General features: G+C 39.4%; 19 protein-coding genes. 7 read left to right on the top strand and 12 right to left on the bottom strand.

Annotated elements, in window-relative coordinates; all coding sequences use genetic code 11:
• Window positions 1–61: 61 nt before the first annotated feature.
• From FAZ19_RS18340 to FAZ19_RS18320, 5 genes are all read right to left on the bottom strand, one after another.
• Window positions 62–3,238 (bottom strand): efflux RND transporter permease subunit, encoded by a 3,177-nt coding sequence (locus FAZ19_RS18340; RefSeq protein ID WP_136822210.1) that lies wholly within the window; start codon window positions 3,236–3,238, stop codon window positions 62–64.
• Between the two features lie 110 nt (window positions 3,239–3,348).
• Window positions 3,349–4,407 carry an efflux RND transporter periplasmic adaptor subunit gene (locus FAZ19_RS18335; RefSeq protein WP_136822209.1) on the bottom strand — a complete coding sequence of 353 codons (1,059 nt, stop codon included), beginning with the start codon at window positions 4,405–4,407 and terminating at the stop codon, window positions 3,349–3,351.
• Between the two features lie 74 nt (window positions 4,408–4,481).
• Entirely contained in the window at window positions 4,482–5,819 is a 1,338-nt protein-coding gene (locus tag FAZ19_RS18330) for a TolC family protein (RefSeq protein WP_136822208.1), read from the bottom strand.
• A 10-nt stretch (window positions 5,820–5,829) separates the two neighbouring features.
• A complete protein-coding gene (locus FAZ19_RS18325) occupies window positions 5,830–6,429 on the bottom strand; it encodes a TetR/AcrR family transcriptional regulator (RefSeq protein ID WP_136822207.1) in 600 nt (199 codons plus the stop codon).
• A 185-nt stretch (window positions 6,430–6,614) separates the two neighbouring features.
• A complete protein-coding gene (locus FAZ19_RS18320; protein WP_136822206.1) occupies window positions 6,615–7,271 on the bottom strand; it encodes an NUDIX hydrolase in 657 nt (218 codons plus the stop codon).
• A 151-nt stretch (window positions 7,272–7,422) separates the two neighbouring features.
• Here FAZ19_RS18320 and pfkA point away from each other — a divergent pair, with 151 nt between their 5' ends.
• From pfkA to gap, 3 genes are read left to right on the top strand one after another with little or no spacing between them, the layout of a single operon-like run.
• On the top strand, window positions 7,423–8,406 hold the full coding sequence (gene pfkA / locus FAZ19_RS18315; protein ID WP_136822205.1) for a 6-phosphofructokinase: 984 nt from the start codon (window positions 7,423–7,425) through the stop codon (window positions 8,404–8,406).
• A gap of 17 nt (window positions 8,407–8,423) precedes the next feature.
• A complete protein-coding gene (locus tag FAZ19_RS18310; protein WP_136822204.1) occupies window positions 8,424–9,272 on the top strand; it encodes a hypothetical protein in 849 nt (282 codons plus the stop codon).
• A 5-nt stretch (window positions 9,273–9,277) separates the two neighbouring features.
• The gene (gene gap, locus FAZ19_RS18305) at window positions 9,278–10,273 is read left to right on the top strand and encodes a type I glyceraldehyde-3-phosphate dehydrogenase (protein WP_136822203.1); all 996 of its coding nucleotides are present in this window, start codon (window positions 9,278–9,280) and stop codon (window positions 10,271–10,273) included.
• A 62-nt stretch (window positions 10,274–10,335) separates the two neighbouring features.
• Here the strand turns inward: gap and FAZ19_RS18300 are convergent, their stop codons facing one another.
• Window positions 10,336–13,956, bottom strand: coding sequence for a DUF7507 domain-containing protein (locus tag FAZ19_RS18300; protein ID WP_136822202.1), 3,621 nt, complete (start codon window positions 13,954–13,956; stop codon window positions 10,336–10,338).
• 204 nt (window positions 13,957–14,160) lie between these two features.
• Here FAZ19_RS18300 and FAZ19_RS18295 point away from each other — a divergent pair, with 204 nt between their 5' ends.
• Window positions 14,161–14,784, top strand: a complete 624-nt coding sequence (locus FAZ19_RS18295) for a 7-carboxy-7-deazaguanine synthase QueE (RefSeq protein ID WP_136822201.1) — start codon at window positions 14,161–14,163, stop codon at window positions 14,782–14,784.
• Between the two features lie 612 nt (window positions 14,785–15,396).
• Complete coding sequence (locus FAZ19_RS18290; protein ID WP_136822200.1) at window positions 15,397–17,292, top strand: OmpA family protein; 1,896 nt, start codon at window positions 15,397–15,399, stop codon at window positions 17,290–17,292.
• Between the two features lie 3 nt (window positions 17,293–17,295).
• Here FAZ19_RS18290 and FAZ19_RS18285 read toward each other — a convergent pair whose 3' ends face one another.
• Window positions 17,296–18,369 (bottom strand): Gfo/Idh/MocA family protein, encoded by a 1,074-nt coding sequence (locus tag FAZ19_RS18285; RefSeq protein ID WP_229707637.1) that lies wholly within the window; start codon window positions 18,367–18,369, stop codon window positions 17,296–17,298.
• 127 nt (window positions 18,370–18,496) lie between these two features.
• Here FAZ19_RS18285 and FAZ19_RS18280 point away from each other — a divergent pair, with 127 nt between their 5' ends.
• The gene (locus FAZ19_RS18280) at window positions 18,497–19,762 is read left to right on the top strand and encodes a DUF819 family protein (protein WP_136822199.1); all 1,266 of its coding nucleotides are present in this window, start codon (window positions 18,497–18,499) and stop codon (window positions 19,760–19,762) included.
• Between the two features lie 337 nt (window positions 19,763–20,099).
• Here the strand turns inward: FAZ19_RS18280 and FAZ19_RS18275 are convergent, their stop codons facing one another.
• On the bottom strand, window positions 20,100–20,483 hold the full coding sequence (locus FAZ19_RS18275) for an HU family DNA-binding protein (protein WP_136822198.1): 384 nt from the start codon (window positions 20,481–20,483) through the stop codon (window positions 20,100–20,102).
• 329 nt (window positions 20,484–20,812) lie between these two features.
• Between FAZ19_RS18275 and FAZ19_RS18270 the strand changes: the two genes are divergently transcribed.
• Window positions 20,813–21,253 carry an acyl-CoA thioesterase gene (locus FAZ19_RS18270; RefSeq protein WP_136822197.1) on the top strand — a complete coding sequence of 147 codons (441 nt, stop codon included), beginning with the start codon at window positions 20,813–20,815 and terminating at the stop codon, window positions 21,251–21,253.
• Between the two features lie 95 nt (window positions 21,254–21,348).
• Here FAZ19_RS18270 and FAZ19_RS18265 read toward each other — a convergent pair whose 3' ends face one another.
• The 4 genes from FAZ19_RS18265 to FAZ19_RS18250 are packed head-to-tail and all read right to left on the bottom strand — an operon-like array spanning window position 21,349 to window position 26,881.
• Entirely contained in the window at window positions 21,349–23,205 is a 1,857-nt protein-coding gene (locus FAZ19_RS18265; RefSeq protein WP_136822196.1) for a DUF4859 domain-containing protein, read from the bottom strand.
• 17 nt (window positions 23,206–23,222) lie between these two features.
• The gene (locus tag FAZ19_RS18260; RefSeq protein ID WP_136822195.1) at window positions 23,223–24,191 is read right to left on the bottom strand and encodes a DUF5007 domain-containing protein; all 969 of its coding nucleotides are present in this window, start codon (window positions 24,189–24,191) and stop codon (window positions 23,223–23,225) included.
• Window positions 24,192–24,241: 50 nt separating this feature from the next.
• Complete coding sequence (locus FAZ19_RS18255) at window positions 24,242–25,381, bottom strand: DUF4859 domain-containing protein (RefSeq protein ID WP_136822194.1); 1,140 nt, start codon at window positions 25,379–25,381, stop codon at window positions 24,242–24,244.
• A gap of 24 nt (window positions 25,382–25,405) precedes the next feature.
• Window positions 25,406–26,881, bottom strand: coding sequence for a RagB/SusD family nutrient uptake outer membrane protein (locus FAZ19_RS18250; RefSeq protein ID WP_136822193.1), 1,476 nt, complete (start codon window positions 26,879–26,881; stop codon window positions 25,406–25,408).
• Between the last annotated feature and the right edge of the window lie 9 nt (window positions 26,882–26,890).

Below are 26,890 nucleotides of genomic sequence, written 5' to 3'. Positions count from 1 at the left end.
TTGTAACAAAAAATCCCGGGACTATCGTCCCGGGATTTTTTGTTTTATGATTTAATAACGATTAATGCTTCACCGCCATTTCATCTACGTAGTCTTTATTTTCTTCGTAATCGGCAACTATAAGTTCTTCATAGTTCGTTTTTTCTTTCTTTCCAAAGCGTCTTCCCAAACTGTCAAAAATAGAATATACGACAGGGACAACAACGAGTGTCAGTAATAACGAGGACAACAGTCCACCGATAATAACAATAGCCAGACCTCTGTTTGTATCTGCGATACCACCTGTAGCCATTGCAATAGGAATCATCCCGAATACCATGGCGATGGTTGTCATTAAGATTGGACGAAGACGAGCATGGTTAGCAGCGACTAACGCATCATGTGTATTATCACCAGCATCTTTTCTGTGGTTAGCGAAATCGACCAGTAAAATCGCATTCTTCGCCACCAAACCAATCAACATGATGATACCCAATATAGTAAAGATGTTCAACGACTGATTCGTCAATGCCAACAACAATAAAGCTCCGATAAAAGACAATGGTATGGAGAATAATACGACAAATGGAGTTACAAAGTTATCATATAAAGATACCATAACCAAGTACACCAAAATAATGGACGCCAATAGGGCAATACCCAACGTACCAAATCCTTCAGATTGATTTTCCATATTACCTCCCCATACATACGAAACGCCGGGCTTACGTTCTAACTCCTTGAACTTTTCTTCCCATTCCTGCGCTACAGTACCCGCAGGACGACCAATCACTTGGCCCTGTACAGATACAGCTGGCGATTTGTCACGACGCTCCAATAAAGAAGGACCTGATCCATAACCTACCTCCGCAAATTGTTCCAATGAAATGGTGGCACCTTGATTGTTAACAAATTTAAGCGCCCGCACATCATCTATCCCTGTACGACCTTTATCATCAAATTGAATATTGATATCATACTCGTTATCTCCTGCACGGAATTTATTATCTGTATTTCCCGAAAAAGCAGTCTGCATCGTCATACCTACGGTCGCCACATTCAGGCCTAAGGAAGTCATCTTCTCGCGGTCTACTTTCACATTAATTTCCGGGTTACCATCTTCCGAAGACAATTTCAGTTGAGAAGAACCTGGTACATCTCTTAGTAGATCCAATGCTTTGTTTGCAAATTCCAATGCATCCTCCGGCGACGCCCCGATAATGGTCAGTTTTATCGGAGCCTCCTCCGCTCCCATTAATCCCATATTCACCGTTTTGACTTTCGCTCCGATCAGTTCATTTTCTAACTCACGCTTCAATTTTGCGGAATACACTTTCGAATTTTCTATTCCAATGTATTCATCCTTCATAATCACGTGAATTTCGGATTTATACCGAGAACCTGCTATTCCCGAAAAACCACCGTCGCTGGACTGTCCTACCGAGGTAATTAAACGTTTGATCTCCGGCTTAGCTGCAATAAAATGTTCTGCCCGCTGGGTTAGTAAATTTGTCGTTTCTAAAGAGGCATCTTTTTCTAACTCAAACTGCACGAGAAATTCGCCTTTATCATTCGCCGGAAAGAAGTCAGATCCAATATACCCCATTCCAACTAACATAATGGAACCAAAGAATAAAACAACCGCCAAAAGAAGGGTTAATACCTTGTTCACTCTCGTGCGGAGAGACCATTTCAGAACATTAGATACCCAATTGGTAAATTTCGTTAGTCCTCTTTCAAAGCTTACAATTATTCCACCAAAGAAAGACTTAGGATTAACATGTTCTAACCTTCCAAACCGAGAATACAACCAGGGAACAACAGTAAAAGAAACCAATAACGACAACAACGTTGAAATAATAACTGTCACACAGAATTGAGCCAAGATATTAGCTACCAACCCCGTTGACATGGCAATTGGTAAGAATACGACCACAATAACTAAGGTAATGGCAGAGACTGTAAAACCGATCTCTTTAGCGCCGTCATAAGCCGCACGCACCCTATTCTTGCCCATTTCCATGTGTCTATGTATATTCTCAATAACCACAATGGCATCATCCACCAAAATACCTACTACTAGGGAAAGCCCTAGCAAAGACATCAAGTTGAGCGTATAGCCCATCAAAAACATTCCGATAAAAGTTGCAATCAATGACAACGGTATTGCTACCATCGTAAACGCTGCATTGCGTAAGCTATGGAGAAAGAAAAGCATGATAAAGCCTACAAGAACGATGGCTAGTACCAAATCTTTCATCACATGGTTAGCCGCATTCAAGGTGTATTCACTTGAATCATTTGCTACCAAAACTTTGATATTATTATCCTTGTAATCGTTTTCTACTTCTGAAATTGTGTTTTTTACTGATTCAGAAACCGCCACGGCATTGGCATCGGATTGCTTAAACACCTGTAATAGTATCGTGTTTTGGCGATCTAAACGTGCAATTTTTTCAATATCAGCAATACCATCTTGTATATCCGCTACATCACGTAAAAACACAGTTGCTCCTGTAGAAGTAGTTAGTGGTAAATTCCTTAATTCATCAATGGACTCCACTTTACCAGCCAGACGAATAGTCGTGCGCTTTTCGCGGGAAGACACACTTCCCGTCGGGAAATCCAAATTGGATGACGCGATTACCTGTTGTATCTGGGTAATGGATAATCCGTAACCTTCTAACCGCTCAGGATCTACCCTTACCTGAATCTCCCGTTCTTCTCCCCCGATCATATCAACCTTAGCAACCCCATTTACACGGGCAAAAACAGGCTGTATTTTCGTATCCAATAGGTCGTATAGTTCTTTTTCACTCAAGTTAGACGTTACCGCTAAACTCATAATCGCTATATCATCTAACGAAAACTTATTTAATGTTGGAGGGTCAACATCGTCTGGTAAATCATTCGAAATAGAGTTGATTTTACGTTGCGCATCCGTCAACAAGAAATTCACATCTGCCCCATCATTAAGAGTAACCATAACGATAGACACGTTCTCTAAAGAGGTCGATTCGATTTTCTTTACCATCTCCAAAGAGGAGACGGCATCTTCGATTTTCTTGGTAACCGTATTCTCTATTTCTGTAGGTGAGGCTCCCGGATATACCGTCTGGATGGTAATCACGTTGATATCAAACTTGGGAATCAACTCATATCCCAACTGGCTGTAAGAGAATAAACCGCCAAGTGTCAAAATGATAAACATCACAATGATCAAACTCGGTCGTTTTATTGATATTTCTGCAATTTTCATCTGTATAATTTGTTTTTGAAAAGGGATGAAGCTATCATATTATTCATCCCACTGCGGGTGATTTGAATAATCGTGATGGTTTCATGTACTCAGCTTTAGTTCTTTATTATTTATTTAATAATGGTAATAGGCGTCTGATCAAACAAGTTAATCTGCCCCGATACGATCACTTGATCGCCATCATTGACGCCGCTTATCACCTCTATAAAATTTCCAAAATTACGACCCGAAACCACTTCTGTAGCGACAGCCTTATCACCCTTAACGACAAACACTTTATTATCGCTTACGCTACCAACAAATGCTGTTCTAGGTATTACAAGAATATCTGCGCTGTTTTTGCTTCCAAAGCTTGCTGTGCCATACATTCCCGCCCGTAAATCGTTGTCGGCATTATTCGCAATTTCGATCTCGACAGGAAAATTTAAGCCACCATCTGATTTAGGTGCGATAAATGTAATTTTGCCTGTAAATTTTTTATCAGAATAAACGCTAGCAGTCACATCCACAGTCTGTCCAACTTTCAGCGTTGCGACATTCTTTTCGTCGACATTTACACGTAATTTCAGTGTACTTACATTAACGATATCGAATGCAGGAGCACCTACATTTAGATAAGTTCCTGGTTCAATCTTCCGGGAATTTACAATACCGGAAACAGAAGTTTTAATTGTGACATCCCCTGCGGTCAATTTCGCAGATTGAAGATTATTTTTTGCATTTTCGAATTGCAGTTTTGTTTGATCCAATTGCTGTTTGGTCACACCGCCTGTTGCATATGCGCTCTCAAAACGTTGCACATCAGCTTGTGCATTGTTAAAGACGGCCTGTGCATTGGCTACAGATACATTTAATTTATCCCCCTCTACAATAGCCAAGGTCTGACCTGCACTTACGCGTGAACCTTCGTCCACCAATACACGTACTACCCGACCTGCTGCTTCCGCAGACACAGTTACTTCCTGCTTAGGCATAAAAGTTCCATTGGCTAAATAAGCTAAATCTACCAACTGCTTGCGCGCGGTATCAACACGTACTGCGACAGTAGCATTTGTAACAGCTGCTTCTTGTGTTTCCTGTTCATTTTTAGCTTTGTTTTTATTCAATATGTAAAAAATTCCTGCTAACACAGCAGCGATAATAATTACAGTAATAATTGCACGTTTCATATGTAAATAATTATTCTTTGATAGTTTCTATTTTAATCGCATTCATGAATGCATTGTACTTTTTTAAATGTTGGTTACTCGCTTACCAATGATTTTAAATTTCCGTTTGATTTGATAAGTTGTACTTCTGCAACTTTATAATTTAACAGCGACGTGTTTAAATTATTTTGTGCCTCGGCATAGGCAGTTTCTGCATCCAATAATTCGGTTAGGGTCGCTAACCCATTCCGATAGTTGTTCTCTGTATTATCCAAAACTTCCTTCGCTAAATTAACATTTAATCTATTTGAATTGATGGTCAATAAACTATTTTTAATCTGTGATTTTGCATTTTCGTGTGCTAGATTTAATCCTAGTTTCGTATCCTCCATGTCAACTTGCAATTGTCTAATTTGAATGTTAGCCTGATTTACGCGCGACTTTGTAGCGCCACCGTTGAAGATTGGAATCGAAAGGTTGAGTCCCAAACCAGAAAATCCTGCCCATTGTACACCACTGTTACTTGAAAATATAGGAAAGGTGTCCCCCATTCCCAAATAGCCAAGATTACCAGTAAACGATAAAGAAGGATAATATCCGGCAACAATCGACTTTTTATTTAAATCAAGTAATTCTGTTTGCTTTTGAAGTAGTAATACCTCTGTACGATTGGATAAATTAGATTCTGTTTGTAATATTTTTGAATTAACATCAAAAGTTTCTTTTGGCAACTCAATATCTTGTGAAATATCCATCCCGATCGCAAACTTAAGTGCATTTTCCCTTAACTGATTGCTATTAATAACCTGCTGTTTTTGAGCTTCCAAATTATTTATATTAACCGATATACGGTCCAAATCTATTTTTTTTGCTAAGCCTGCTTCTACTAACCCACTGATTACCTTATGCGTTTTAGTCGTATTGTCTAAATTATTTTGAATAGTCTGTAGTTGCAAGGTCGATTGAAAAACCTCATAATACGCATTAGCTACTTTTTCGATCAACTGTTCTTCTGTAAGCTGATTATTTATAACATAAAACTCTTTAGTTGTTCTAGCTGCCTTTAACCCCGTAAAAAGTGACTGGTCAAAAATCTTCTGATTAACTGTTAATGTCGCATTTGATTGCCACTTTTGTCCAAATGCAACCATTATAGTCTCCCCAGGACGGCCTAAAAGCTCACCAGGCAAAGCACTTTGTTGCAACATCGGATTGTAAGTCAAAGTTCCAGCCCCTGTAATCTGCGGTAAAGCACCTGCTCGTACCTCGTCAATTTGATATTGTGCATTTTCCAGTTCCAGTCTGGATTTTTTAGCCTCCGCCTTATTTTCAAGCGCAAATTTGACAACCTCCTGGAGCGTCAAAACTTGTTGCGCATACAAATAATTACCAGCAAAAATGCTGCACAGTAACACTGTAATTGTTTTTATCATTTTCATTATTCTAACTAACTATTTTTCCTTCAAATATAAACTGCGTAGCCTTTTTTTGGCTCACTAAAATTTTATCCACCTTATTTACATTCGGGAGTCCTGTCACGATATCCGCAATATTGTGCATGATACCCAATCCACGCACAATTTCCACAAAACACAGACTCGCACACTCAACATCGATTATCTTTACTTCTCCAGCGGCTATTGCTTTCGTTAATAAATTTTTAATATTCGATATATCACGTTTGTGGAATTCTATTAAAACATCTGTCAGCTCTAACCCCTTTATCCACTCTAAGTTTTCACTGAGGTGCAACACATAATACTTCCGAATATAACTTGCCCTTAATTCCAACAAAGCAAACAAGGTCTCCAGTAAATTATTATCATACTTACCTATTATCGCACACTCACATTGGTTTGCTTCCTGCGCAATAGCGGACAAAACATCTTTAATTAAAGCGTTTTTATCAGGATAGTAGTAATACAAATTTGCCTTCGTAATTCGCAAATCTTCCGCTATTTCATTCATGGTGGTCTTATTAAAACCATAATGCGAAAAGCGTTTTATCGCAGCCTCAACAATCTCCTCTTTACGATTATCCATTTACCAATCTCTCCTTTTTTATTTCTGACTTTTTCTAGAAATTGTTCAAAAATATAAAATGTATGATAAATATAAAGAAAGATGCTTTAAAAAAAACATTGCAATGACAATGCAAGTCTTTGCGTGATATAACGAAAGACGATATGGAAATGCTTCAATAAGAAGAAGCCTATTTCTAAAATAATTTAATCAACAAGCTTTTGAAACTTCCGTCTATCTAATTTGTAAAGCCGGGCGGCTCGGTAAGAAACGCCTGTTTGAAATTCATCCAGTTCCTTTAAATAACCTAAATTATTCATTTTCTTTCTGAAATTGCGTTTGTCGAGCGTCTCCCCTAGAAGCGCTTCATAAACTTGTTGCAGCTGTGTTAACGTAAATTTCTCGGGAAGTAATTCAAAAGGAGCCAATGAGTAGGACAAACGTTTTTTTAATTTTTCTACACTTAGTTCAATAATCTCTCGATGGTCAAAGGCTAAATCCGGTAAATGATTAATAGGATACCATTTAGCTTGCTTCATATAAGATGTAACAGGCTTCACTTTATTTTTCACATTCTCATAACGCACCAACGCAACATAGGCGACCGTAAGGATTCGTCCTTCGGGATGCCTTTTTACGCCGGCAAATGCCGCCAATTGCTCTAAATAAATATCTTTAAGTCCTGTATTTTCGTAAGAAATGCGCTTCACAGCATCCTCCATTTCCTCGTCCTTCTCAACAAAAAATCCAGGTAATGCCCACCACCCTTTATAAGGGTATTCATTCCTTTCTGTCAACAATATTTTTAATTGTGCTTCATGAAAGGTATATATTACGCAGTCAACTGTAAAATGTGATAACAAACCCTTAAAAATTAAGTATTAATAAATCGATAAGTAAATAGAAACACTGGCAATATTGCTTAAAAAATGTATAATAAACAAAAAAAATCGCAGAAAAATTTAATAGTGTAAAAAATACACACTATATTCGTATGAGCTAAACTAAATTATAGTGAAGGAAATTAATAGAATAGGTGTTTTTACATCTGGAGGGGATGCGCCTGGAATGAATGCAGCTATCCGATCAGTTGTACGAACTGCGTTATACGAAAACAAAAAAGTAACAGGCATTTATCATGGATACCAAGGGATGATAGACGCAGAGTTTACAGATATGACTAGTCACGCTGTAAGTTCTATTATAAATAGAGGAGGAACGATACTAAAATCGGCCCGGTGTCTGGATTTCAAAACCAAAGAAGGAAGAGCTAAAGCCTATGCAAATATAAAAAGAGAAGGTATAGACGCCTTAGTCGCAATCGGGGGAGACGGAACCTTTACTGGAGCACAGATATTATCACAGGAATATGATATCCCAGTAATGTGTATACCTGGAACAATTGATAATGATCTATACGGATCAGATTATACCTTAGGGTATGATACGGCTAACAACACCGTAATTGAAGCCATAGATAAGATACGAGATACCGCAGCCTCGCACAACCGGGTCTTTTTTGTAGAAGTAATGGGGCGAGATTCGGGCTGTATTGCCTTGCAAGCGGGCGTAGGTGGTGGTGCGGAAGCTATACTGTTACCTGAAAAAGAAACTGCTATTGCTGAGCTTATCGAGCTGCTCGAACAAGCGGAAGTACGTAATAAAAGCTCCATGATTGTCATTATTGCAGAAGGAGACAAAAATGGCGGAGTATATAACGTTGCAAAGCATGTTCAAGAAAAATTTGATCATTTTGACATAAAAGTTAGTATATTAGGGCATCTTCAACGGGGTGGATCACCAAGTAGTTTTGATCGTGTGTTAGCTACGCGAATGGGTTATACCGCTGTTAGAGAGTTATTGAAAGGCAATTCGGGCGCTACAGTTGGTATTAGAGGGATAGATATGATTACCACTCCATTAGAACAGGCCTTAAATAATCGAGAATTCAAATTGAATGAAGAATTATTAGAAATTGCGAAAGTAATGTCTTTTTAAGGTAAAAGGTAAACACTATGATTTTAGTTATTTTCACAGGATCACGATATGCAGATTGGAGACTTATAGATAAAGGTAGAGTACTCCATGGATTTCGAACAGCAGGAATCAACTCCTATATTCAAGATGAAAATTTCGTAAATCAGCTTCTTAATAAGAATACACAGTTACTTTATAATGCTGAGAAAATTCGCAAAATATTCTTTTTTGGTGCTGGTGCATCTTCTAAGGATCGTCAGGATAAAACAGCAAAGATATTTGAAACTTTTTTTAGCTATGCGAAGGTAAAAGTAAATCATGATTTAGCAGCTTCTGCCCTCTCTACCTTCGGAGATGAGAAGGGGATCATAGGGATTATAGGCAGTGGATCAAATGCGGCTTTCTATAACGGCAAAAAAATCATAGAGAACAATTACGGCTTGGGTTATATTTTGGCAGACGAAGGATCGACAAATTGGCTAGCACGCCAAGTAATCAAGGACTTTCTTACCGATTCTCTTCCGAATGGAATACGAGAAAAATTACTGATCAAACATCCGCTAGATAGAAAAACTATATTGGAAAAAGTCTATAACAGTCCGAATCCAAATATCTTTCTTACCTCTTTTGCTGATTTTATACTGGAAAACAAAAAAGACCCGTACATTGCTTCAATCGTAAAAAGGGGGTTGGAGATTTTCGTTAAGACCTATCTCATTCCCCTTTCTGATCAATACCCTGATCAGCTCATCCACTTCACGGGCTCAGTCGCAAATAATTATTCGGATTGGCTACGGGAAATAGGCACGGAATACGATTTAAACATAGGAACCATATTAAAGGATCCTATACAAAACTTAGTAAAATATTACATTAATAAAAACTGATAAAAATGAAAATTGGAATTAACGGATTTGGCCGCATTGGCCGTCTAGCATTCAGAGCTGCAGTAAAACGTGCTGATATCGAAGTAGTAGGTATTAATGACTTGGTAGAGCCGGATTACATGGCTTACATGTTAAAATATGACTCGACACACGGTCAATTTGATGGTACTGTAGAAGTAAAAGACGGCAATCTTGTCGTTAATGGAAAAACAATACGTGTAACAGCGGAAAAAGACCCCGCTAATTTGAAATGGAATGAGGTTGGTGCTGAAGTAATCATCGAATCTACAGGATTATTTTTAACGCAAGAGACCGCTCAAAAGCACATTGATGCCGGCGCAAAGAAAGTCGTTATGTCTGCTCCTGCAAAAGATGACACGCCGACATTTGTAATGGGTGTAAATCATAAAGAATTAAAAGCAGATCAACATATCGTATCAAATGCTTCATGTACTACAAACTGTTTAGCACCAATAGCAAAAGTGTTAAATGATAAATTTGGCATTGTAGAAGGTTTAATGACTACTGTTCATGCAGTTACCGCAACTCAGAAAACGGTAGACGGCCCATCTGCAAAGGATTGGAGAGGTGGTCGTGGTGCTTATCAGAATATCATTCCTTCCTCAACTGGAGCTGCTAAAGCCGTAGGCCTGGTATTACCGGAATTAAAAGGTAAACTAACTGGAATGTCATTTCGCGTACCTACTGCCGACGTTTCAGTTGTGGACTTAACCGTTCGTTTGGACAAAAGTGCTTCATACGAAGATGTTAAAGCTGCGATGAAAGAAGCTTCAGAAGGTGACTTAAAAGGTATCTTAGGGTATACAGAAGATGAAGTTGTTTCTTCAGATTTCCTAGGAGATGCACGCACATCTATTTTTGACGCGAAAGCTGGTATTTCGTTGAATGATCACTTTGTAAAAGTCGTATCTTGGTATGACAATGAATGGGGCTATTCAAATAAAATCATTGATTTAGTTCAAGAAATCGGAAAATTATAATTCCTATTTCCCCGATTATAAAAAAAGGAGCTACGGTGTTAGCTCCTTTTTTTATAATAAGACTAGTGATTTATTTTTCTCGTGATGAGTACCGATCCCCTTCTAGAGACAGACTTTTCATTTATTTTATGTCCGCTGAAAATATAAAAATACGTCCCTTCAGAAATAGTTGAAGCGTCCCAATCATTCTTATAATTGGAGTTTTTATATACAGATTTCCCAAATCGATCGATGATTTCCAACTCTATCCTGTCAAACAGATATGCGCCAATAACGACAAACGTATCATTCCGCTCATCTCCGTTAGGGGTAATTACATTCGGTAAAAAGAAACCTGTGGTTTCAACCGTTATTTTAGCCTGGTTGGACCAGTTTTCGTTTTTATCCTGGATCTGATAGGTCCATTCATCAATTCCCGTAAAATTATCATTCGGCACGTATACAATATCCCCATTACCTACTAATTTAATCGTTCCATAAGAAGGATATGATAGCACATTAACCGTTTCAATGTTCAAAATACTTCCCTCAACATAATCATTGGTATAGGGTCTAATTGTCGCTTCATAATTATACGCAATTTTCACCCGATCGTCCAGCGCCACCGGAACAGTTTGCCGAATAAAGACTTTTACCGAGGCTACATTACTCCAAAGACCACTGTTATCTTTGAATGAATAGGAAAACCTATCTTCGCCATAGACAAGATTAGTAAAAGGTTCGTACCAAATCACGTCTCCTTCCATAAAAATTTCACCCAAACCAGGTTGTTCTACTATTCGCAATGAATTAATATCAATAGTACTAGATCCTTTCTCGTCATTATCCAATACTTTAACCCATCCATTTCCTCCCTGAAAAAATGATATCGAATCTTCTGTTGCTATCGGAGGATTCGCTACAATCGTTACCGTTGGATTATCGTCTGCTAATGAGTTGCCCGAAACATCGGAAATTTCATTTTGGTACTTTTCATCCATTCCAAATACCGTAGCCGTATTCTCCACATACCCTCGATCAATATCAAGTTGATCAATTATATAAACTCCGGTATAGGTAGTGTTTCCATTCTTCAACAAAGAAGGTGAAAGTAGCACGGCAGCCTCCTGTAGCTTTTCATCCTCTAACCGTATATTCGTGACAGCCAAATCACCCGAGTGTACAATATCAAAATGATACCTAATTTCATCACCCAACGTAAATTGATTATTCTCACCGGTTCCTTGGTTTACAACCGATTTTTTTAGTTTTAACGTGGGCTTTGTATCAATATCACTGACGGTCGGTTCATCATCTTCAAAAGAGCTACCCGACACATCGATTACATCAAATTTTCGCGGATTTTTACCCTTCACGACGGCAGAATTGATCACCTTACGCTTTACCACATCGTCGGCTGTAATCTTATACCGAACCGCAAAGGAAACTTCTTCCAGTGAAGCTAGAAATGTTGTTGGAGGTATTAGGTTTGTATTTCCCAGCAATGGATCCTGCACAAAGATATCTGTTATTGGCACCATACCTGAATTACGAATGGTAAAGGTGTATTCTAATTCTTCACCTATTTCCTGAAAACCAGATTGATCTGAATCGATATGCTTTACCGTTTTCAAAATCTGCAATTGTCCTCTTTCATTGTAAGGTTCTAACAAAAACACCTCAGTATTCCACATCATGTTATTACAGTTATCCATACATTCCTCTGTTACAGTGCCAGGAGAGGTGGCATCGGTATCACTAGAAGTGGCATCTGGATCCGTGAAATCTCTTGGTCGAACTATTCCGGCCAATGCATCTACTACTCCAAAGGTTTCATCAGGCACATTATTCGCTCGGGCCCGTATTGAGAAAATCAAACTGCACCCATTAGGAAGACTTACTGTTGCATCTATAACATTTGCTACCGTATACAATGCATTAACGTGACCCCCTGTGCAAGAACTCGAATGATCGACACCATCGATCGTGAACCCTTCCGGCAAATTAAAAGAAAACGCACTATTATTCGCATCTGATGGCCCTTCATTCTTAACCACCACGGTATAGATAATAACTTCATCTAATTCTATCTCCGTTTTATTTGGTTCGATGGATTCGATTTTAAGGTCCGCAATTTCAACCGTTGCTTCTTTCACCACACTTTCCTGTACCTGAACAGTATATGACCAAGTATCCATTCCTTTGTTATTTCCAAAACTAGCCGCTCCATAGTCATTATTTACAATATTCACATTTTGGTTCGTTATGGTAGAATGGCGGTATGACCCCCACTTATGCCCATTTTCATAACTACTTATCCCTTCTACGTTTACAAGTGGATCTGACTGTTCTTCCCACAGTCCTGGAGAAATCGCACTATCGTCCCAATACATAATGGCCGGACCGTTTACATTACCATCCGGATTAATTCGTTGCACAAAAATACCTTTGGGATTGATCTCCATATCGAAGTATGGAAAGTGTATTTCCCCTTCTACCAAACCTATTAATATCTCAATTAGATAGTCCCTTCCTGCAGGTAAAAGAATTCCTTCTCCATCCTTTCCATCCCAGATATATTCGTTTACACCAACTGTTGCCTGTAACAGGATATCACGTTGTTCAAAAGCATATAGGGAATCTTTTGATTTGATGGTGATTTTATACCTCCCGGCATAATTTGTTTCAAAGCTGATTTTACTACCTTTTAAATTAATATAATTAGGAGTTCCTTCGCTACCTGCCAAACTTATATTTTTGATTTCGGCCACTTGAATCGGGTTCACCAGCCACGTTGATCCTCCCGGAATCATGCCCGAGCTCATTTGTGGTAAATTGGAATCGGGCATACTATATAACATCTTATGCGTGATATAGGTATTATCTAGGTCCGCAAATAAAGGATTATGGATATAGGCGTTATAACCTTCATCGGAACTTTTATAACTTGAATTTCCATCCGAGTCCAGAAACCCGGTATTATTTACAAAATACGAAAACTGGATACCATGACTTCCATTTCCATCCACCCGATACACATACCCATCTTTGGTCAACACGTAGTTCATGCCATAAAAAGCGCCTTCTTCATTGTCTAAAGATTCGTAATTCAGATACAAGTTAAGTACAGTGGCATATACCCTACCTGCAATCCACTGTGAACCTGCTCGCACCGAAATATCCCACGCAGCAATCAAATATCCTGTATCGGGCTGATCCCAATCACCATTCGCTGGGTTCTGTGGAGGATTTGACACATTTTGCGAAGCAAATTCACCAATAGGAGGTATAAATTCCACCATCCAAATCCCCTCTTCATCGGCGGAAATCTCTAAAGGAGTATATCCTATCCCCGGTCCAGCCAGTTCAGCTTCGCGCGCGCTGTAATTGCCAGTTACCCGAATACGTCCCACATCTGTATTATCTGTCAGTGTTATCACACCCGAAGGTGATGTTATCCGAATTCTTCCGTTACCAATATTTTGGGCACTGGAAGCTACCGCTAAGATCTCTCCTTTTTTTACAAAAGCGAAATGGGTACCCAGATTAGAAAAAGAAGTGTAACCAGCAGGTAGACAGTTTAAAAAAGCTCTGCTTCCCCGTACCCCAGATGGATATAAATCTTTAGAACCGTCCGCTAGGATCGTAGTGCAGTTAAAGACAAGTAGAACAAAAAGTACTAATCTAGCTATGGTATACATCATCGCGTTAATAATCAAGGCAATAAACAAACTTAGACAAAGTTAGTTATACCTGCAAGTTTCCATGCTCAAACATGCAGTTTCAAATTCTACTTGCTTCTCCTTTGTCTCTAAATAGTATTACTGGATAGAATCTATGAGCCTATGGTGTTCGGTTTGTGAATGCAAAGCATTTTATCTAAGTTTGCAACCTAATTACTATCTGCAATGTCACATCAAGTACCAGAGGATGGCACTCAGCTTCCTTTAATGGAAGAGTTTTATACTATACAAGGTGAAGGATATCATACCGGGAAAGCTGCTTATTTTATCCGTTTAGGAGGCTGTGACGTAGGCTGTCATTGGTGTGACGTCAAAGAAAGCTGGAATGCGGAATTACATCCACTCACCTCCGCAGATCAAATAGTTAAAAATGCAACGCAATACCCATCCAAAACGGTCGTCATAACAGGTGGTGAACCTTTAATTTATAACTTGGATTACCTGACAAGAAAGCTTAAAGAAGCTGGAATAAAAACATTTATAGAGACTTCTGGAGCCTATCCTTTAAGTGGTTTCTGGGATTGGATCTGTCTTTCGCCAAAAAAATTTAAGGGCCCACGTCCGGATGTGCTAAATGCAGCTGGCGAACTAAAAATTATTATTTTTAACAAAAGCGATTTTGAGTGGGCTGAAGAGCATGCTAAATTTGTGGGAGACCAATGCAGATTATACCTCCAACCGGAGTGGTCCAAAGCTTCAGAAATGACTCCCTTGATTATTGATTACGTAAAGAATAACCCGAAATGGGAAATTTCGTTACAAACACATAAATACCTGAATATTCCTTAGCAGGAGGTTAAGGTTGACTGTAAAAGTTTAGAGGATATTAAAACCGAAGGTTTATTTTAATCAAATTTCTTCGTCGCTTGGACCGCGACAGGTCAACACTTTTGACCGCAAAAGTGTCCAAAACTCGTCGCTGTGCCGGCTCGACACGACGGTGCACCATTCCTGCTATTGTCGACCCGCCAAGGCGACATTTGTCGGGTATGAAAGGATGGTGCTTTATCCTTAAATATTATTTTATACTTCCGCTGAACCGAAAAGGACGACCTAGGGTCGATGTAGCGTTAAGAAAGCTTTTGGATTTGCGTTAAGAACAGATCCCCCAAGTGAAACGACTTGGAGCTGTTTAGTAAATCCAAAAGCTTTTAGCGTAACATTGACCAAGTCTTGACTCTTTGCTTCTTTCTCGTCAAGGAGAAAGAAGAAGCCTTGTCGTGGCAACGACGGATAGGTAATGTGAGGGGCAAAAAAACTGTTTAAGAAAAACCTTCCTTTAATATCCTACCAAATTAAAAACCAAAAGCATCTAGTATTCAATACCATGAATAAGCTCGCAAGCAGGGTTTGTGAATACAACGCATTTTATCTAAGTTTATACCATAAGGCCGTTGGTATATGAAATTTTTATTTGCAGTCGTAAGTTTTTATTTTTTCTTTGGCATCGAAGCCAATCCGATATACGCTCAACTTCCCTCGGCGAATAAAAAAGCACAACAAGCTTATGAAAATGCAAATAAAAATCTTCGCTTGCAACAGACAGATATGGCTATTTCCCAATTGAAAAAAGCCGTGGAGCTAGATCCCAGTTTTGCAACCGCCTACCAACAACTTGGAGATATACATCGAAAAACAGAAAACTTCAAACAAGCTATACACAATTATCAGAATGTATTGCGTCTCGATCCTAGCCTGACTCCGTTAACCTTATATGGATTAGGAGAGTCGTTACTGAATGAGGGAAGATATCAAGAAGCGCTTACTTATTTAGAAGATTACGCAAAAAACAATCTGCCCGAAAAAAGCAGGATGCAAATAGACAAATACATCGCCGACTGTCTTTTTGCGATCGATCATACCACTCGAAACATCATCTATTTACAACGACTTCCTATCGAAATAAACACTTCTGATGATGAGTATTTCCCTAAATTGACGGCAGACAACCAAACAATTGTGTTTACACGAAAAGTAAATAATCAAGAGAATTTCTTCGAAAGCGAGCTCCGCTCAAACAATTGGACAGAAGCTAAAAAATTGGTTGGAAAAATTAATTCTGATATGTTTAATGAGGGAGCCCATTGCATCTCACCAGATGGAAAGTACTTGTTTTTTACAGGCTGTAACAGACCCAATGGAATGGGAAGCTGTGACATCTATGTTTCTAAAAAAGAAAATGACGAATGGGGTACACCTCATAATTTAGGCGCTCCGGTTAATACAAAAGGTTGGGAGTCACAACCTGCAATCTCCGCTGACGGCAAAACATTATATTTTGTAAGTAATCGCACTGGCGGAGTTGGAGGGTACGACATTTGGAAAAGCACATTAAATGAATCTGGAAAATGGGGAACTCCGGAAAATTTAGGTAAGGATATCAACACATATTTTGACGAGAGCGCACCTTATATCCACGCGGATAATAAAACCTTATATTTTGCTTCAAATGGATGGCCGGGTTTTGGAAGGTTAGATTTATTTTTGAGTCAGGCAGACTCACTAGGAAACTGGTCGCGACCAGAAAATCTGGGCAGACCGATAAACAACCATTATAATCAAACAGCCATTCATGTCAGTATGAATGGTAAATTAGGCTATTTAGCTGCTCAAGACTCCAGCAATCAACTGGATATATATACTTTTCATTTGTCAGAACTGATCATGCCAGATCCCGTGGCTTATATCCAAGGACAAGTTCTAGATGCAGAAAATAAGCAACCCTTAGCCGCACAGATCAGTGTGACGAATACCGACAATCAACAGGTGGTCTATGCGGATGTTGCTGATTACGCCGACGGAAAATTCATTGCCACCTTACCGATAGGTGCTAATTATGCTGTCCACGTCCAGCATCAAGGCTATCTATTTGATTCTAAACAATATGCCTTAAATGATCCGAAATTTACCAACGAAAAATTTGAATCAAATGTTCTGCTCCAACCTATAAAAATCGGTGGTACAATTACGTTAAATAATATTTACTTTGACATAAACAAGTACGAATTGCTATCTACGTCAACAAGCGATCTAACGCTACTGCTGGCTTTCCTAAAATTAAATCAAGACATCGAGATATCGGTTAGCGGCCATACCGATAACACCGGCAAGAAAAACCTTAATCAACTATTGTCCGAAAATCGGGCTGCGGCAGTAGCGAACTATCTTTTTGCAAACGGTATTGCTAAAGACAGAGTCACAACGCAAGGTTTTGGAGATGAAAGACCAGTCGCCACCAATGAAACCCATGAGGGGAAACAGTTAAATAGACGCACAGAAATTAAGATTCTAAAATAATCGTTAGAGCTTGATCATCTCGCCGGATCTCACCGACTCATCACATGCAAAAGCTATTTTCAAGCTATTCAATGCATCCTCCATGGATTTGGAAAGATCTAGATCTTCCTGAATTACTTTCAAAAAGAAAAGCTGTTCTCGGTTACATAATTCCTGATGATCGGGCTCATCCAATAAATTTATCCACTCATCTGATTTTAAGAATGCATTATTCTCATTTATATCAGCATGGTGTATGCGTATTGATTCTGTCTGTGTATGAGCGGCTATGGAATCCGAATTACCCTGCTTGCTGGCATTGTTGGCGACGATAGACACAGAGCCTTTCGGCCCGAAGACATCTTTGATAAAAAAAGCTGTTTCACTGATCATCGGACCCCATCCGGCCTCATACCAACCTACGCTTCCATCATCAAAACGAATCTGTAATTGTCCATAATTGTAATTGTCCCTTGGTATATCATTCGTCAGCCGCGCGCCAATCGCCGAAACTTGTATCGGTTTGGCATCCGTCATCTGACACATTACATCGATGTAATGCACACCACAATCAACTATAGGACTAAGGCTTTTCATCAAATTACGATGCACATCCCACATATAGCCATGACTTTGCTGATTGAGATTCATACGGAATACCAACGGTGTGCCCAATTTTCTTCCTTCGGCTATAAAACGAGTCCAAGAGGGATGATGCCGAAGGATATAACCGATCACTAATTTTTTATTTACACGATTAGCAACTTCAATTACGCGCTGAGCGCCTAATACAGTATGGGCTAATGGTTTTTCGATAAAAACATGCGCTCCAGCTTCCAAAGATTGAATCGCGTACTGCTCATGCGTATCAGGATAGGTCGATATACAAACCGCATCAGGCTTGGTAAAAAGTAACGCGCTGTCAAAATCATCAAATAGCGGATAGTTAGCATTTAATTTTTCATTAAGTACGATCTTACTATTCCCTCGCGATACGAAGCCAACGATCTCAAATTCTTCCCGATCGTGATATACCTTTGCATGTGACGCGCCCATATTGCCACAACCTACTACTAGAACTCTTACTTTATCCATCATAACTATTTCGTTATTCTAAAATTGCAATTTTGTTCCGTATTTAACAAGCAAAATTGCATAATCTAGCACAAAAGGGTGGATATAATGAATATAATTATATAAATTCACAGGATTTTAAAAAGAAATTATGCAAAACGATATTTCTACAGCCGGCTCCTTGATTACCAATACAGCAGTTATAGTGGGCATATTAATGTCTATCTTGGGTTTGGTATTTTATACATCAAGTTTATCCAACAAATATATCAAAGGCTTTTACAATATTATCCCTCCTCTATTGTTATGCTATTTTCTTCCGGGAATTTTGAATTCCTTTCATGTTTTTGATGGTGAGAATTCCGCACTGACAAGTATTGGAAGCCGCTACTTTTTACCGAGTTGCCTAATATTATTTATCATCAATTTGGACTTAAAGGAAATGTGGGCATTACGTAAGCGTGCAGGACTAATGTTCATAACAGGAACAGTCGGTATTGTACTCGGTGGTCCGCTGGCTGTATGGCTCACAACACTTGTCGCGCCTGAAGTGGTAGGAGGAGCTGGACCCGATGAGGTGTGGCGTGGATTAGGTTCTTTAGCAGGGTCGTGGATCGGCGGAAGTGCTAATCAAGTTGCGTTACGGGAAATTCTCCAGCCCTCTCCAAAACTATTTTCCTCCATTATTGCAGTTGACGTATTTGTAGCGTACATCTGGATGGCATTTTTACTATATGGCGCAAGTAAATCCAAACAATTTGACAAATTTTTCAAGGCCGATTCAAAAGATGTCGATGCGTTGTTGATCAAAATGGATGAAAAAGCAAAAGCGAATAACCGTACGCCTGAAACCAAGGATTTTATGATCATGCTTGCTTTGGCCTTTGGTGGCACCGGGCTAGCCACATTTTTAGCAGAACCCATTGCCGACTACATAACGCAATACTATCCTAATTTGGAGAAATTTTCGCTAACCAATAGCTTTTTTTGGCTCGTTCTCTTTGCAACTATAATCGGCATCTCTCTCTCTTTTACGCCTGCCAAAAAACTGGAAAATGCAGGAGCATCAAAAATAGGTACCGTGTTATTATATATGCTTATCGTGACTATCGGAATGCAAATGGATATCCTTGCTATATTAGATAACCCAGGACTATTCATAGTTGGAATTATCTGGATGTCGTTTCATGCACTATTACTTTTAATAGTCGGTAAGTTATTTAAGATTCCTTTCTTTTATTATGCCGTTGGAAGTATGGCAAATGTTGGAGGAGTTGCCTCGGCGACTGTAACTTCGGCTGCTTTTCATCCCTCACTTATTTCTGTAGGGGTTATATTATCCGTATTTAGCTACGCCATAGGGACGTATGCCGGTTGGATAACTGCACTTCTGATGCAACTGGTTTCATCCATTTAAAAGTAAAATCCCCCTTTTGGAATCACTTATTCCTGTATAGAATCAACTTTTAAGGTCCTGCAAGAGGGACGAAAAAGGCGTAAACATATATTTTTTGATTAAACAGATTAACCAATGGTTAATTACTCTAACTGCACTAAGTACCAAAAAGAGTTTTTAAAACTCATCGAATTCTTTTTTTAAAACGTTTGAAGACTTTATAAACTCTCCCACAGTCTTGGGAAAGTATTCGAACTGTTTCTTTCTTCGAACACCGTTGTTTTTGACCTTTTTTTGGTCCAAAAAAAACCTGCACCCAATAAGGTGCAGGCTTCTAACAGTAATTCTAAATCCGGAACTACTCTACTTTCTTAAAAGTTAAATTCGATAAAGTAGTTTTTAGCTGCTTGCCGGCGTGGAAAAGCAGACGTGTACGGACGATATTGGCCGCATTGACCTCTTCCCTTGTATCGTTGCCCGTGCTATTCGACCCCAGGCGAAAGGAGCCAAGATTGCCCAAGCGGACGATATATCCTCGTGAGATGTTGCGCGGGATCTCCCGTACCAGGCTCTGTAGCACAGCATATACATCGGCTTCGGTGACGGACGAAGCATGTGAAATATCAGCAGCTAGATCTTCCAGTAGGATTTCTCCCGCGGTTACCGGACGTGCATAAAACTTTTTGGGAGCGGTAAGATCTCCCGGTTTACCGATTTCGACGACATTGTAGTTAATTGCCATAATTGAAAAAATTAAATTTAAAACATTTACTTTACTCTTGTTGCAACGATACAAACATACTACATGACGCTGACGCCGAGGGGGTAAAATCCCGCCAAAATCAAGGGTACCCCCAAAAACTTTTTGGCGGAATTTTACCCCTTTAAATATCCAAAGCGCCCAAGGAAGACGACAAATATGACGTACAAGCAGTATAAACAAAGAAATTTCCGGGCATTTATGAACTGTAGTATAGCGATCATCGAATCATCTTGTCTTGTTTCCAATTACTAGGAAATATTGTTCATGAAAGTTTTATTGGTTAGATTTGAACAACAAGCGATTTAAGAATGAAAAATAACACATATTATGAGGGTCAGGTGATCTGGGCTCAGATAGATGCGAACCGACATCTGCGTCACTCTGCTTATGCCGATTTTTGTGCGCAGGCCAGAAGCAATATGCTGAATAAAATGGGGTTATCATTAAATGAATTTGCAAAACGCAAAATAGGCCCCATTTTATTTCGGGAAGAATTGATTTATTTGCGTGAAGTAAAGTTAGACGAACGTATTTCTGTAAAAATTGAGATGACAAAGTTTAACAAAAAAAATGCACGCTTCTCCTTCCGCCATGAAGTGTATAAGGAAGATGGCGTGAAAGCGGCAGTGGTGAATGTAGATGGTGCTTGGTTAGATCTGGAACATCGAAAATTAGTAAATATACCTGAGGAATGGCATCATATGCTCGAAAAGCTACCGTTAGCGGAGGATTATGTTGAAGTAATTTAAATACAATCATGTATATGTAAGGCTACCGCACATAAAGCAAAATCCTGTCAATCTTTTGATTTGACAGGATTTAAAAGAAATCTAACTAAATAAGATTATTCTATCGTTATATTAAAGACAAATGTGGCCTGTACCCTCTTACCCGACTCGTATTCATACACAAGAGCTTGGCTCACCTTAAACGTATCCCCTACTGTGGTTTGGTTAGGATACTGTCCTACTAAAAACATCATTGATGCAGGGTTAAATTCCGAATAAACTCGAGCATCAGATCCCCAGCCAATTACATTGCCATTTGCACCAAACCAATGACCTAAACCATTTGCCGTAGTATTTGCATTTAAAGATCCACTACTTTCCACGCCATAAAACTTAATCGTACTGCCAATAGCGCTACTAATAGCTGACGGTTGTAAAACAAAAGCTTTGGCCAATGCGGTCTGATCTATAGAAATGTTCTTTCCACCATAAGCAGTAGCATCAAACGGAATATCCACATCAAAATTAAACGTGACGTCCTGAGGTTTATCATCATTCTCAAAAGTAACGTAGCCTGTAACATTTGTTCCGTGAACCTTGATCTCGTAGGGCCACTGTTCATCATTATCTTCATTTTCGTCCCATGCATGGAGTGCATAGGACGTAGGCGCCCCGCTTACAATGAAAAACAATTTTTGGCATTGGTCAGGAATAGCAAAAGATATGGTACCCTCTCTGTTGTCGTACATCGGGCTATAAACACGCTCCCCTGAATTTAACAACGCTACAAGACCATAACGCCAACCGGCTCTAGATGGATCGGAAATAGTATTAAAACCATTTGCGTTAATCAATCCTTTAAAATCAATCGAAATGGCTTCACCTGCAGCAGGCACATCTAATGCGACGACATTATATCCCGTAGTACCCGGACAATGATCGTAACTAACACGAAGGCCTCCATCAGCCTGTACATCAAATTTATAGGTATGTCGTCCAATGTATTCTTTTCCTCGGCTACGTAGTGCGTCTAAATCCCAGGTCGCATATTTAGCAGCCATATCGTATATCTCATCGTTTAGTTGTCGGTTATTAATAGCGGTCAATCGCATATAGGCTTGCAGCGGATCCTCTGGTGAAGTTGCCTCTCTCCATAAGCGGCCTATCATATCCAAACCATACTTGTCTGCCCAATAATAATGCACAAAATAATTCGCATATCGATACAACTCATGAAATTGATGACGATGATAATTTTCTGTATAAACAGGAAAATGATGTGTTTCGAATATTTCCGCAGGATAGCTTTGCATTGCTTGCCACTGTGCTGTTTGTTCCCAGAAGGCATTGCCCCCATTTCCTCCAAAGCCGTACCTAAACCCGTGATTAGCGCCAAGATCACAGCGTACCTGATATTGAAAGCTATGCCCTATTTCATGAGCGATCGTAGATCCGACTGGTTTGCATGTACTCGGACTAATCCACAATGCACCAATAACATCATCATACCCACCACCGTAAGCCATCCAATCTGTTGTATAGTGTAGAAAAATCATCATCTTGTACTTATCAAGATTTGACTTATCAACACCTCGCTCGGCAAATCTTAGAGTCTCAACATTCAATTTGTAAAATTCTTCCGCCTTTGTCAGCAAATCATCTATATCTACACGATAGGCTTCTGGTACTGAAGAAGCATTTGGATCAGCTGTTCCATAATCTTTCCCCCAGTATACCACAAAATGTTCCGAATGTCGACTTCTTTTATTTGACCATGTACTTTGAGGATTTTCAAAGTTCATCGCTTCGAATTCTTTAGGTTTATAAATTGCTAAAGTATCTAAGACTTCTTCCAACAATATTTCTTCCTCTTCAGGAGCATTCGCTTTCTTTTCACACGAAGTAGAAAATAAAAACAAGACAGCAGCCATATAAAAGCAAGACGCCCCTCTAAAATATTTTAGTAATACCATATCCGCTTCTATTAATATTAAGACTTCCTTACAACATTTTTAAGATGATATGTTACATGATAAGTGCCACCAAGATGATATCTCAGTGTACTTACTGGGTTGACATTTCGACCAATATCTGTTGCCGATCCAACAACCCTGTAGTAGGTAATTCCATCTGCCCAAGTCGATCCAGCTACATTGACCTGCCTCAAAACAGGATAATCGAGCCCAGTAAGCGGAAACTCATAGGATATGGCATCATCGGTAATCTCTTCTTCAAAATAGGGAGACCAATGAGCAAACGTAGGTCGATCACCACGTTTAATAATTTCGCCAGCACTAGGGTTAAATGTATCACCATTTTTATCGACCCAACGAAAAACTATTTTGTTATCATCGGTCGCTTCACGGGTTACCTCAATTTCAAAATGCTGTGCAGCATCAATAAAGTTATCTTCAAGCCCAAAATCTGAAGTTGTCATAGCTTGATAATCAATTGTATGCGTTGTTGCTGGAACCAGCTTTATATCCAAAGCATTATTGATTATTTTTGTTCCACGGTTATTAGTTACCTCGACATCTATTGTATAAATTCCCGTTTCGATATTTGTTGTAGCTCTTGTAAGCCCAACCCGTCCCCCTATCTCATTCACCATAATAGCAGGTACCTGGTCTATCGCGATCTTTTGATTAAGACGTTCCAATGTGTTATCCTCACTGGTAATCTCAGCAAGATAGGTAGGCACATCGTATTCCTCTAAGAATTCTGTCGCCTCTCTGCCGGTCTGCTTATCTCTGATAGAAAGCAGTTTCACTTTAACAGGTCCAGTACTACCATCTAGGACTAGCGCTCCGGTATAATTAACCTGGCCCTGAACAGCTTCTAATGTTCGTAGATTGTACGTAATATAGTCACTGATATAGCCATTTTCAACTTTGGCACATGCACCTAGTATTAACGTTATCAATACCATACCCAACTTATTTATATAGTTTCTTTTCATGATTAACAATATTATGATATAATTTAAAAATCTGAATAAAATCAACAGTCCTATTCGATAGTGACGTTAAACCTGAAAGTTACTTGAGTCTCATCGTCATTATCGTCCTTATATACTAGAGATTGACGAATGACATATTCTTCCCCTTTCACCGCTTGCCCTGGATACTGTCCAATATTAAATGAAAATGCAGATGCATTATACTCTGAAAACAATACTGCAGTAGCACCCCATGTGGTTACATTTCCTTCAACGTTAAACCAATGTCCCGGAGCGGTCGCAGTACTATTCGGATCCAGTGTACCGTCACTATTGGTTCCATAGAAAAGAACCTGACTTCCAAACAAGGTGCTGACTTGATTAACCGTTAACCCAAATGCAGCAGCTAGTGCATCTCGGTCAATTTCCACAGATCCACCTGTATAACCTCCAGCATCGTATGGGAACGCGATATCGTATTCCAGGACAGTACCCCAATCTGGTTCGACGTACTCCTTAGGTTCATTAAAATCCGATATAAAAAGATGATTATTAGCCAATACGTTGATGATAGTACCTGTCGAGGTTTCGATTCCCTGTGTTTGACAGCGTACTCGTAGATCCGCAAAGTCGTCTTCGGGTGTGATGACGGTTCCATCATCGCCTACTTGGTCCACTTCTCCTCTGATTTTCACATAAAACAAATAATATATAGGTTGAAATGACCATTGTCCCGCAGGCTGTAACTGCTTATGGCAGGCAAAACCAGGCAAATTTCCTGCATTTGTAATACTGGAATACGTCGTACTTGCTACGGATAAATCGTAACGTTGTGTAGGATAGATATAAGCCTTTAAGGAATCGACATGAATTGTTTCCAACATTTGTTCCAGAGAGAAGGTTGCATTTTCGTCAACAGCTCTCAATTCATTCCATTTCGATTGGTAATACCTTCGTATAGAGTAGTTAGTTGGTGCGAAAAAAGTTTCCGATTGATTAATTTCTTCTTTTAAACCAAAATGATCAATAATATGGATCAATGTATCAAACAAACCCTGAGGGTGTCCTGCTAGATAATCATAAGTACTCATGTCCACTTTCGCATTGTGCAATCCTCCATCGACAAGATAATCCGCTTTGCTACAGCTCGTCAAACCCAAGAATACGCCGCTTAGGATCGATAATGTTATAAAGGTGAATAATTTGTTCATTTTCTTTTTCTTTTAATTTCGTAATTACATATTCACTGTACTCCAAAATGGGGTTTGTATCAAGCGTCTATTCACACTTAACAAGCTGGGATCAAATGGCCAATAGTATTTCCCGGAATTAAACTGAGCAGAAGTCATTTTACTGCCAAAAAGTAACTTCCCTTTAAATCGACCTAATCGAATCATATCATAAAACCGATGCCCTTCGAGAAATAATTCGCGTCCACGTTCTGCAATAATTTCTTCAAACAGGTCACCATCTTGGTCCCAAACTCCTATACCAGCCTGATCACGAACCTCATTCAATATACTAATCGCGGATGCCTCTCGTTCCGTTGCAGCCAAGGCTTCAGCATGCAATAATTTAATATCAGAATAGCGAAATATCACAATGTTGTTCTTAAAAATCGCCAAGGCATTCGCTGTTTCGTCGGTATAAGTAACATTAGAATATTTAGTACAAACGACAGAGGTCTCGCTGGCTTCTAGATCGAAAGCATTCCTCAGGCGAAGGTCATCTTCTTGATATAAACTTTCGATATGGGTTGGTGAGATGATCAATCCGGGATTTCCTGTTCTGCCTCTTAAATAAGGTTCAACAAGCGTATTCATACCTATACCACTTATTGTCCCTTCGTTGGTTGCATTTTGAGATATTTCAAAAATCCCTTCATTAGACTGCCCAACAAAGATTGACTTATAGGCTGTTCCTCTCCCAACGTACTCCAAACCGCCATGTGTCAACACAGAATCGGCAGCTTCTGCACATAAAGCATAATCCTGATTCCATGCATGAATATGAGCCTCAAGAGCAAACAAAGCTGTCTTATTTGCCCTTATAGCCCGACTTGATGATGAACCTCGTTCCCAAGACAACAAGGGCTTCGCGGATGTAACATCCCGTAGGCATTGATCCAATATTTCCTCTGATTCAGTAGCTGCAATATCTTGCGCTTCGTCCACGGGGACAGTTTCTGTTACCAACGGAACTCCTCCCCATATTCTGGACATATAGAAATACAGGAAAGCTCTGCAAAAATAAGCCTCGCCGATAAGACGATTACGTACTTGTTCGCTCGAAAAAGCAGAAACTGGCATTTCAGGAACGTACTTCAGTACTCTATTGGCCTGATCAATCGCCCTATAAAAAACATCATATCTTCTTAGGCGCAATAAAGGGTTGCCCGTATCTGAACTAGCAACGGGTTCGGACCAATTCATATCAATAACATGATTAAACATCCACGGTGCACCTCCCGAAGTGGTAAACTCATCCGAAGGAAAATCACCATATGCGTAATATGTCATTCCTCCTGAATAGTTAAGAGTCTGCCGGATCAATGCATAAACTGCCGCCACTCCTGAATTGGCGTCATCCTCTGTTTGCCAAAAATTCTCATCCGTAGGATAACTCATCGGCTTGAGATCTAAAAAATCATTACAAGAACTTATTCCCAAAACAACTATGGAAGCAAGTATTATATATATATTTCTAATCATGACTTTATT

The sequence above is a fragment of the Sphingobacterium alkalisoli genome, assembly GCF_005049105.1.
Taxonomy (GTDB): Bacteria; Bacteroidota; Bacteroidia; order Sphingobacteriales; family Sphingobacteriaceae; genus Sphingobacterium; species Sphingobacterium alkalisoli.
This window is presented reverse-complemented; position numbering and strand designations above follow the sequence as displayed.

What these genes read in the sequence shown, in the direction of transcription:
- FAZ19_RS18280 (WP_136822199.1), top strand. Translation starts at nt 18,497, where the DNA reads ATGCAAAACGATATTTCTACAGCCGGCTCCTTGATTACCAATACAGCA.
- FAZ19_RS18335 (WP_136822209.1), bottom strand. Translation starts at nt 4,407, where the DNA reads ATGAAACGTGCAATTATTACTGTAATTATTATCGCTGCTGTGTTAGCA.
- FAZ19_RS18300 (WP_136822202.1), bottom strand. Translation starts at nt 13,956, where the DNA reads ATGATGTATACCATAGCTAGATTAGTACTTTTTGTTCTACTTGTCTTT.
- FAZ19_RS18340 (WP_136822210.1), bottom strand. Translation starts at nt 3,238, where the DNA reads ATGAAAATTGCAGAAATATCAATAAAACGACCGAGTTTGATCATTGTG.
- FAZ19_RS18290 (WP_136822200.1), top strand. Translation starts at nt 15,397, where the DNA reads ATGAAATTTTTATTTGCAGTCGTAAGTTTTTATTTTTTCTTTGGCATC.
- FAZ19_RS18310 (WP_136822204.1), top strand. Translation starts at nt 8,424, where the DNA reads ATGATTTTAGTTATTTTCACAGGATCACGATATGCAGATTGGAGACTT.
- gap (WP_136822203.1), top strand. Translation starts at nt 9,278, where the DNA reads ATGAAAATTGGAATTAACGGATTTGGCCGCATTGGCCGTCTAGCATTC.
- FAZ19_RS18260 (WP_136822195.1), bottom strand. Translation starts at nt 24,191, where the DNA reads ATGAAAAGAAACTATATAAATAAGTTGGGTATGGTATTGATAACGTTA.
- FAZ19_RS18270 (WP_136822197.1), top strand. Translation starts at nt 20,813, where the DNA reads ATGAAAAATAACACATATTATGAGGGTCAGGTGATCTGGGCTCAGATA.
- FAZ19_RS18295 (WP_136822201.1), top strand. Translation starts at nt 14,161, where the DNA reads ATGTCACATCAAGTACCAGAGGATGGCACTCAGCTTCCTTTAATGGAA.
- FAZ19_RS18265 (WP_136822196.1), bottom strand. Translation starts at nt 23,205, where the DNA reads ATGGTATTACTAAAATATTTTAGAGGGGCGTCTTGCTTTTATATGGCT.
- FAZ19_RS18325 (WP_136822207.1), bottom strand. Translation starts at nt 6,429, where the DNA reads ATGGATAATCGTAAAGAGGAGATTGTTGAGGCTGCGATAAAACGCTTT.
- FAZ19_RS18275 (WP_136822198.1), bottom strand. Translation starts at nt 20,483, where the DNA reads ATGGCAATTAACTACAATGTCGTCGAAATCGGTAAACCGGGAGATCTT.
- FAZ19_RS18330 (WP_136822208.1), bottom strand. Translation starts at nt 5,819, where the DNA reads ATGATAAAAACAATTACAGTGTTACTGTGCAGCATTTTTGCTGGTAAT.
- FAZ19_RS18285 (WP_229707637.1), bottom strand. Translation starts at nt 18,369, where the DNA reads ATGATGGATAAAGTAAGAGTTCTAGTAGTAGGTTGTGGCAATATGGGC.
- FAZ19_RS18255 (WP_136822194.1), bottom strand. Translation starts at nt 25,381, where the DNA reads ATGAACAAATTATTCACCTTTATAACATTATCGATCCTAAGCGGCGTA.
- FAZ19_RS18250 (WP_136822193.1), bottom strand. Translation starts at nt 26,881, where the DNA reads ATGATTAGAAATATATATATAATACTTGCTTCCATAGTTGTTTTGGGA.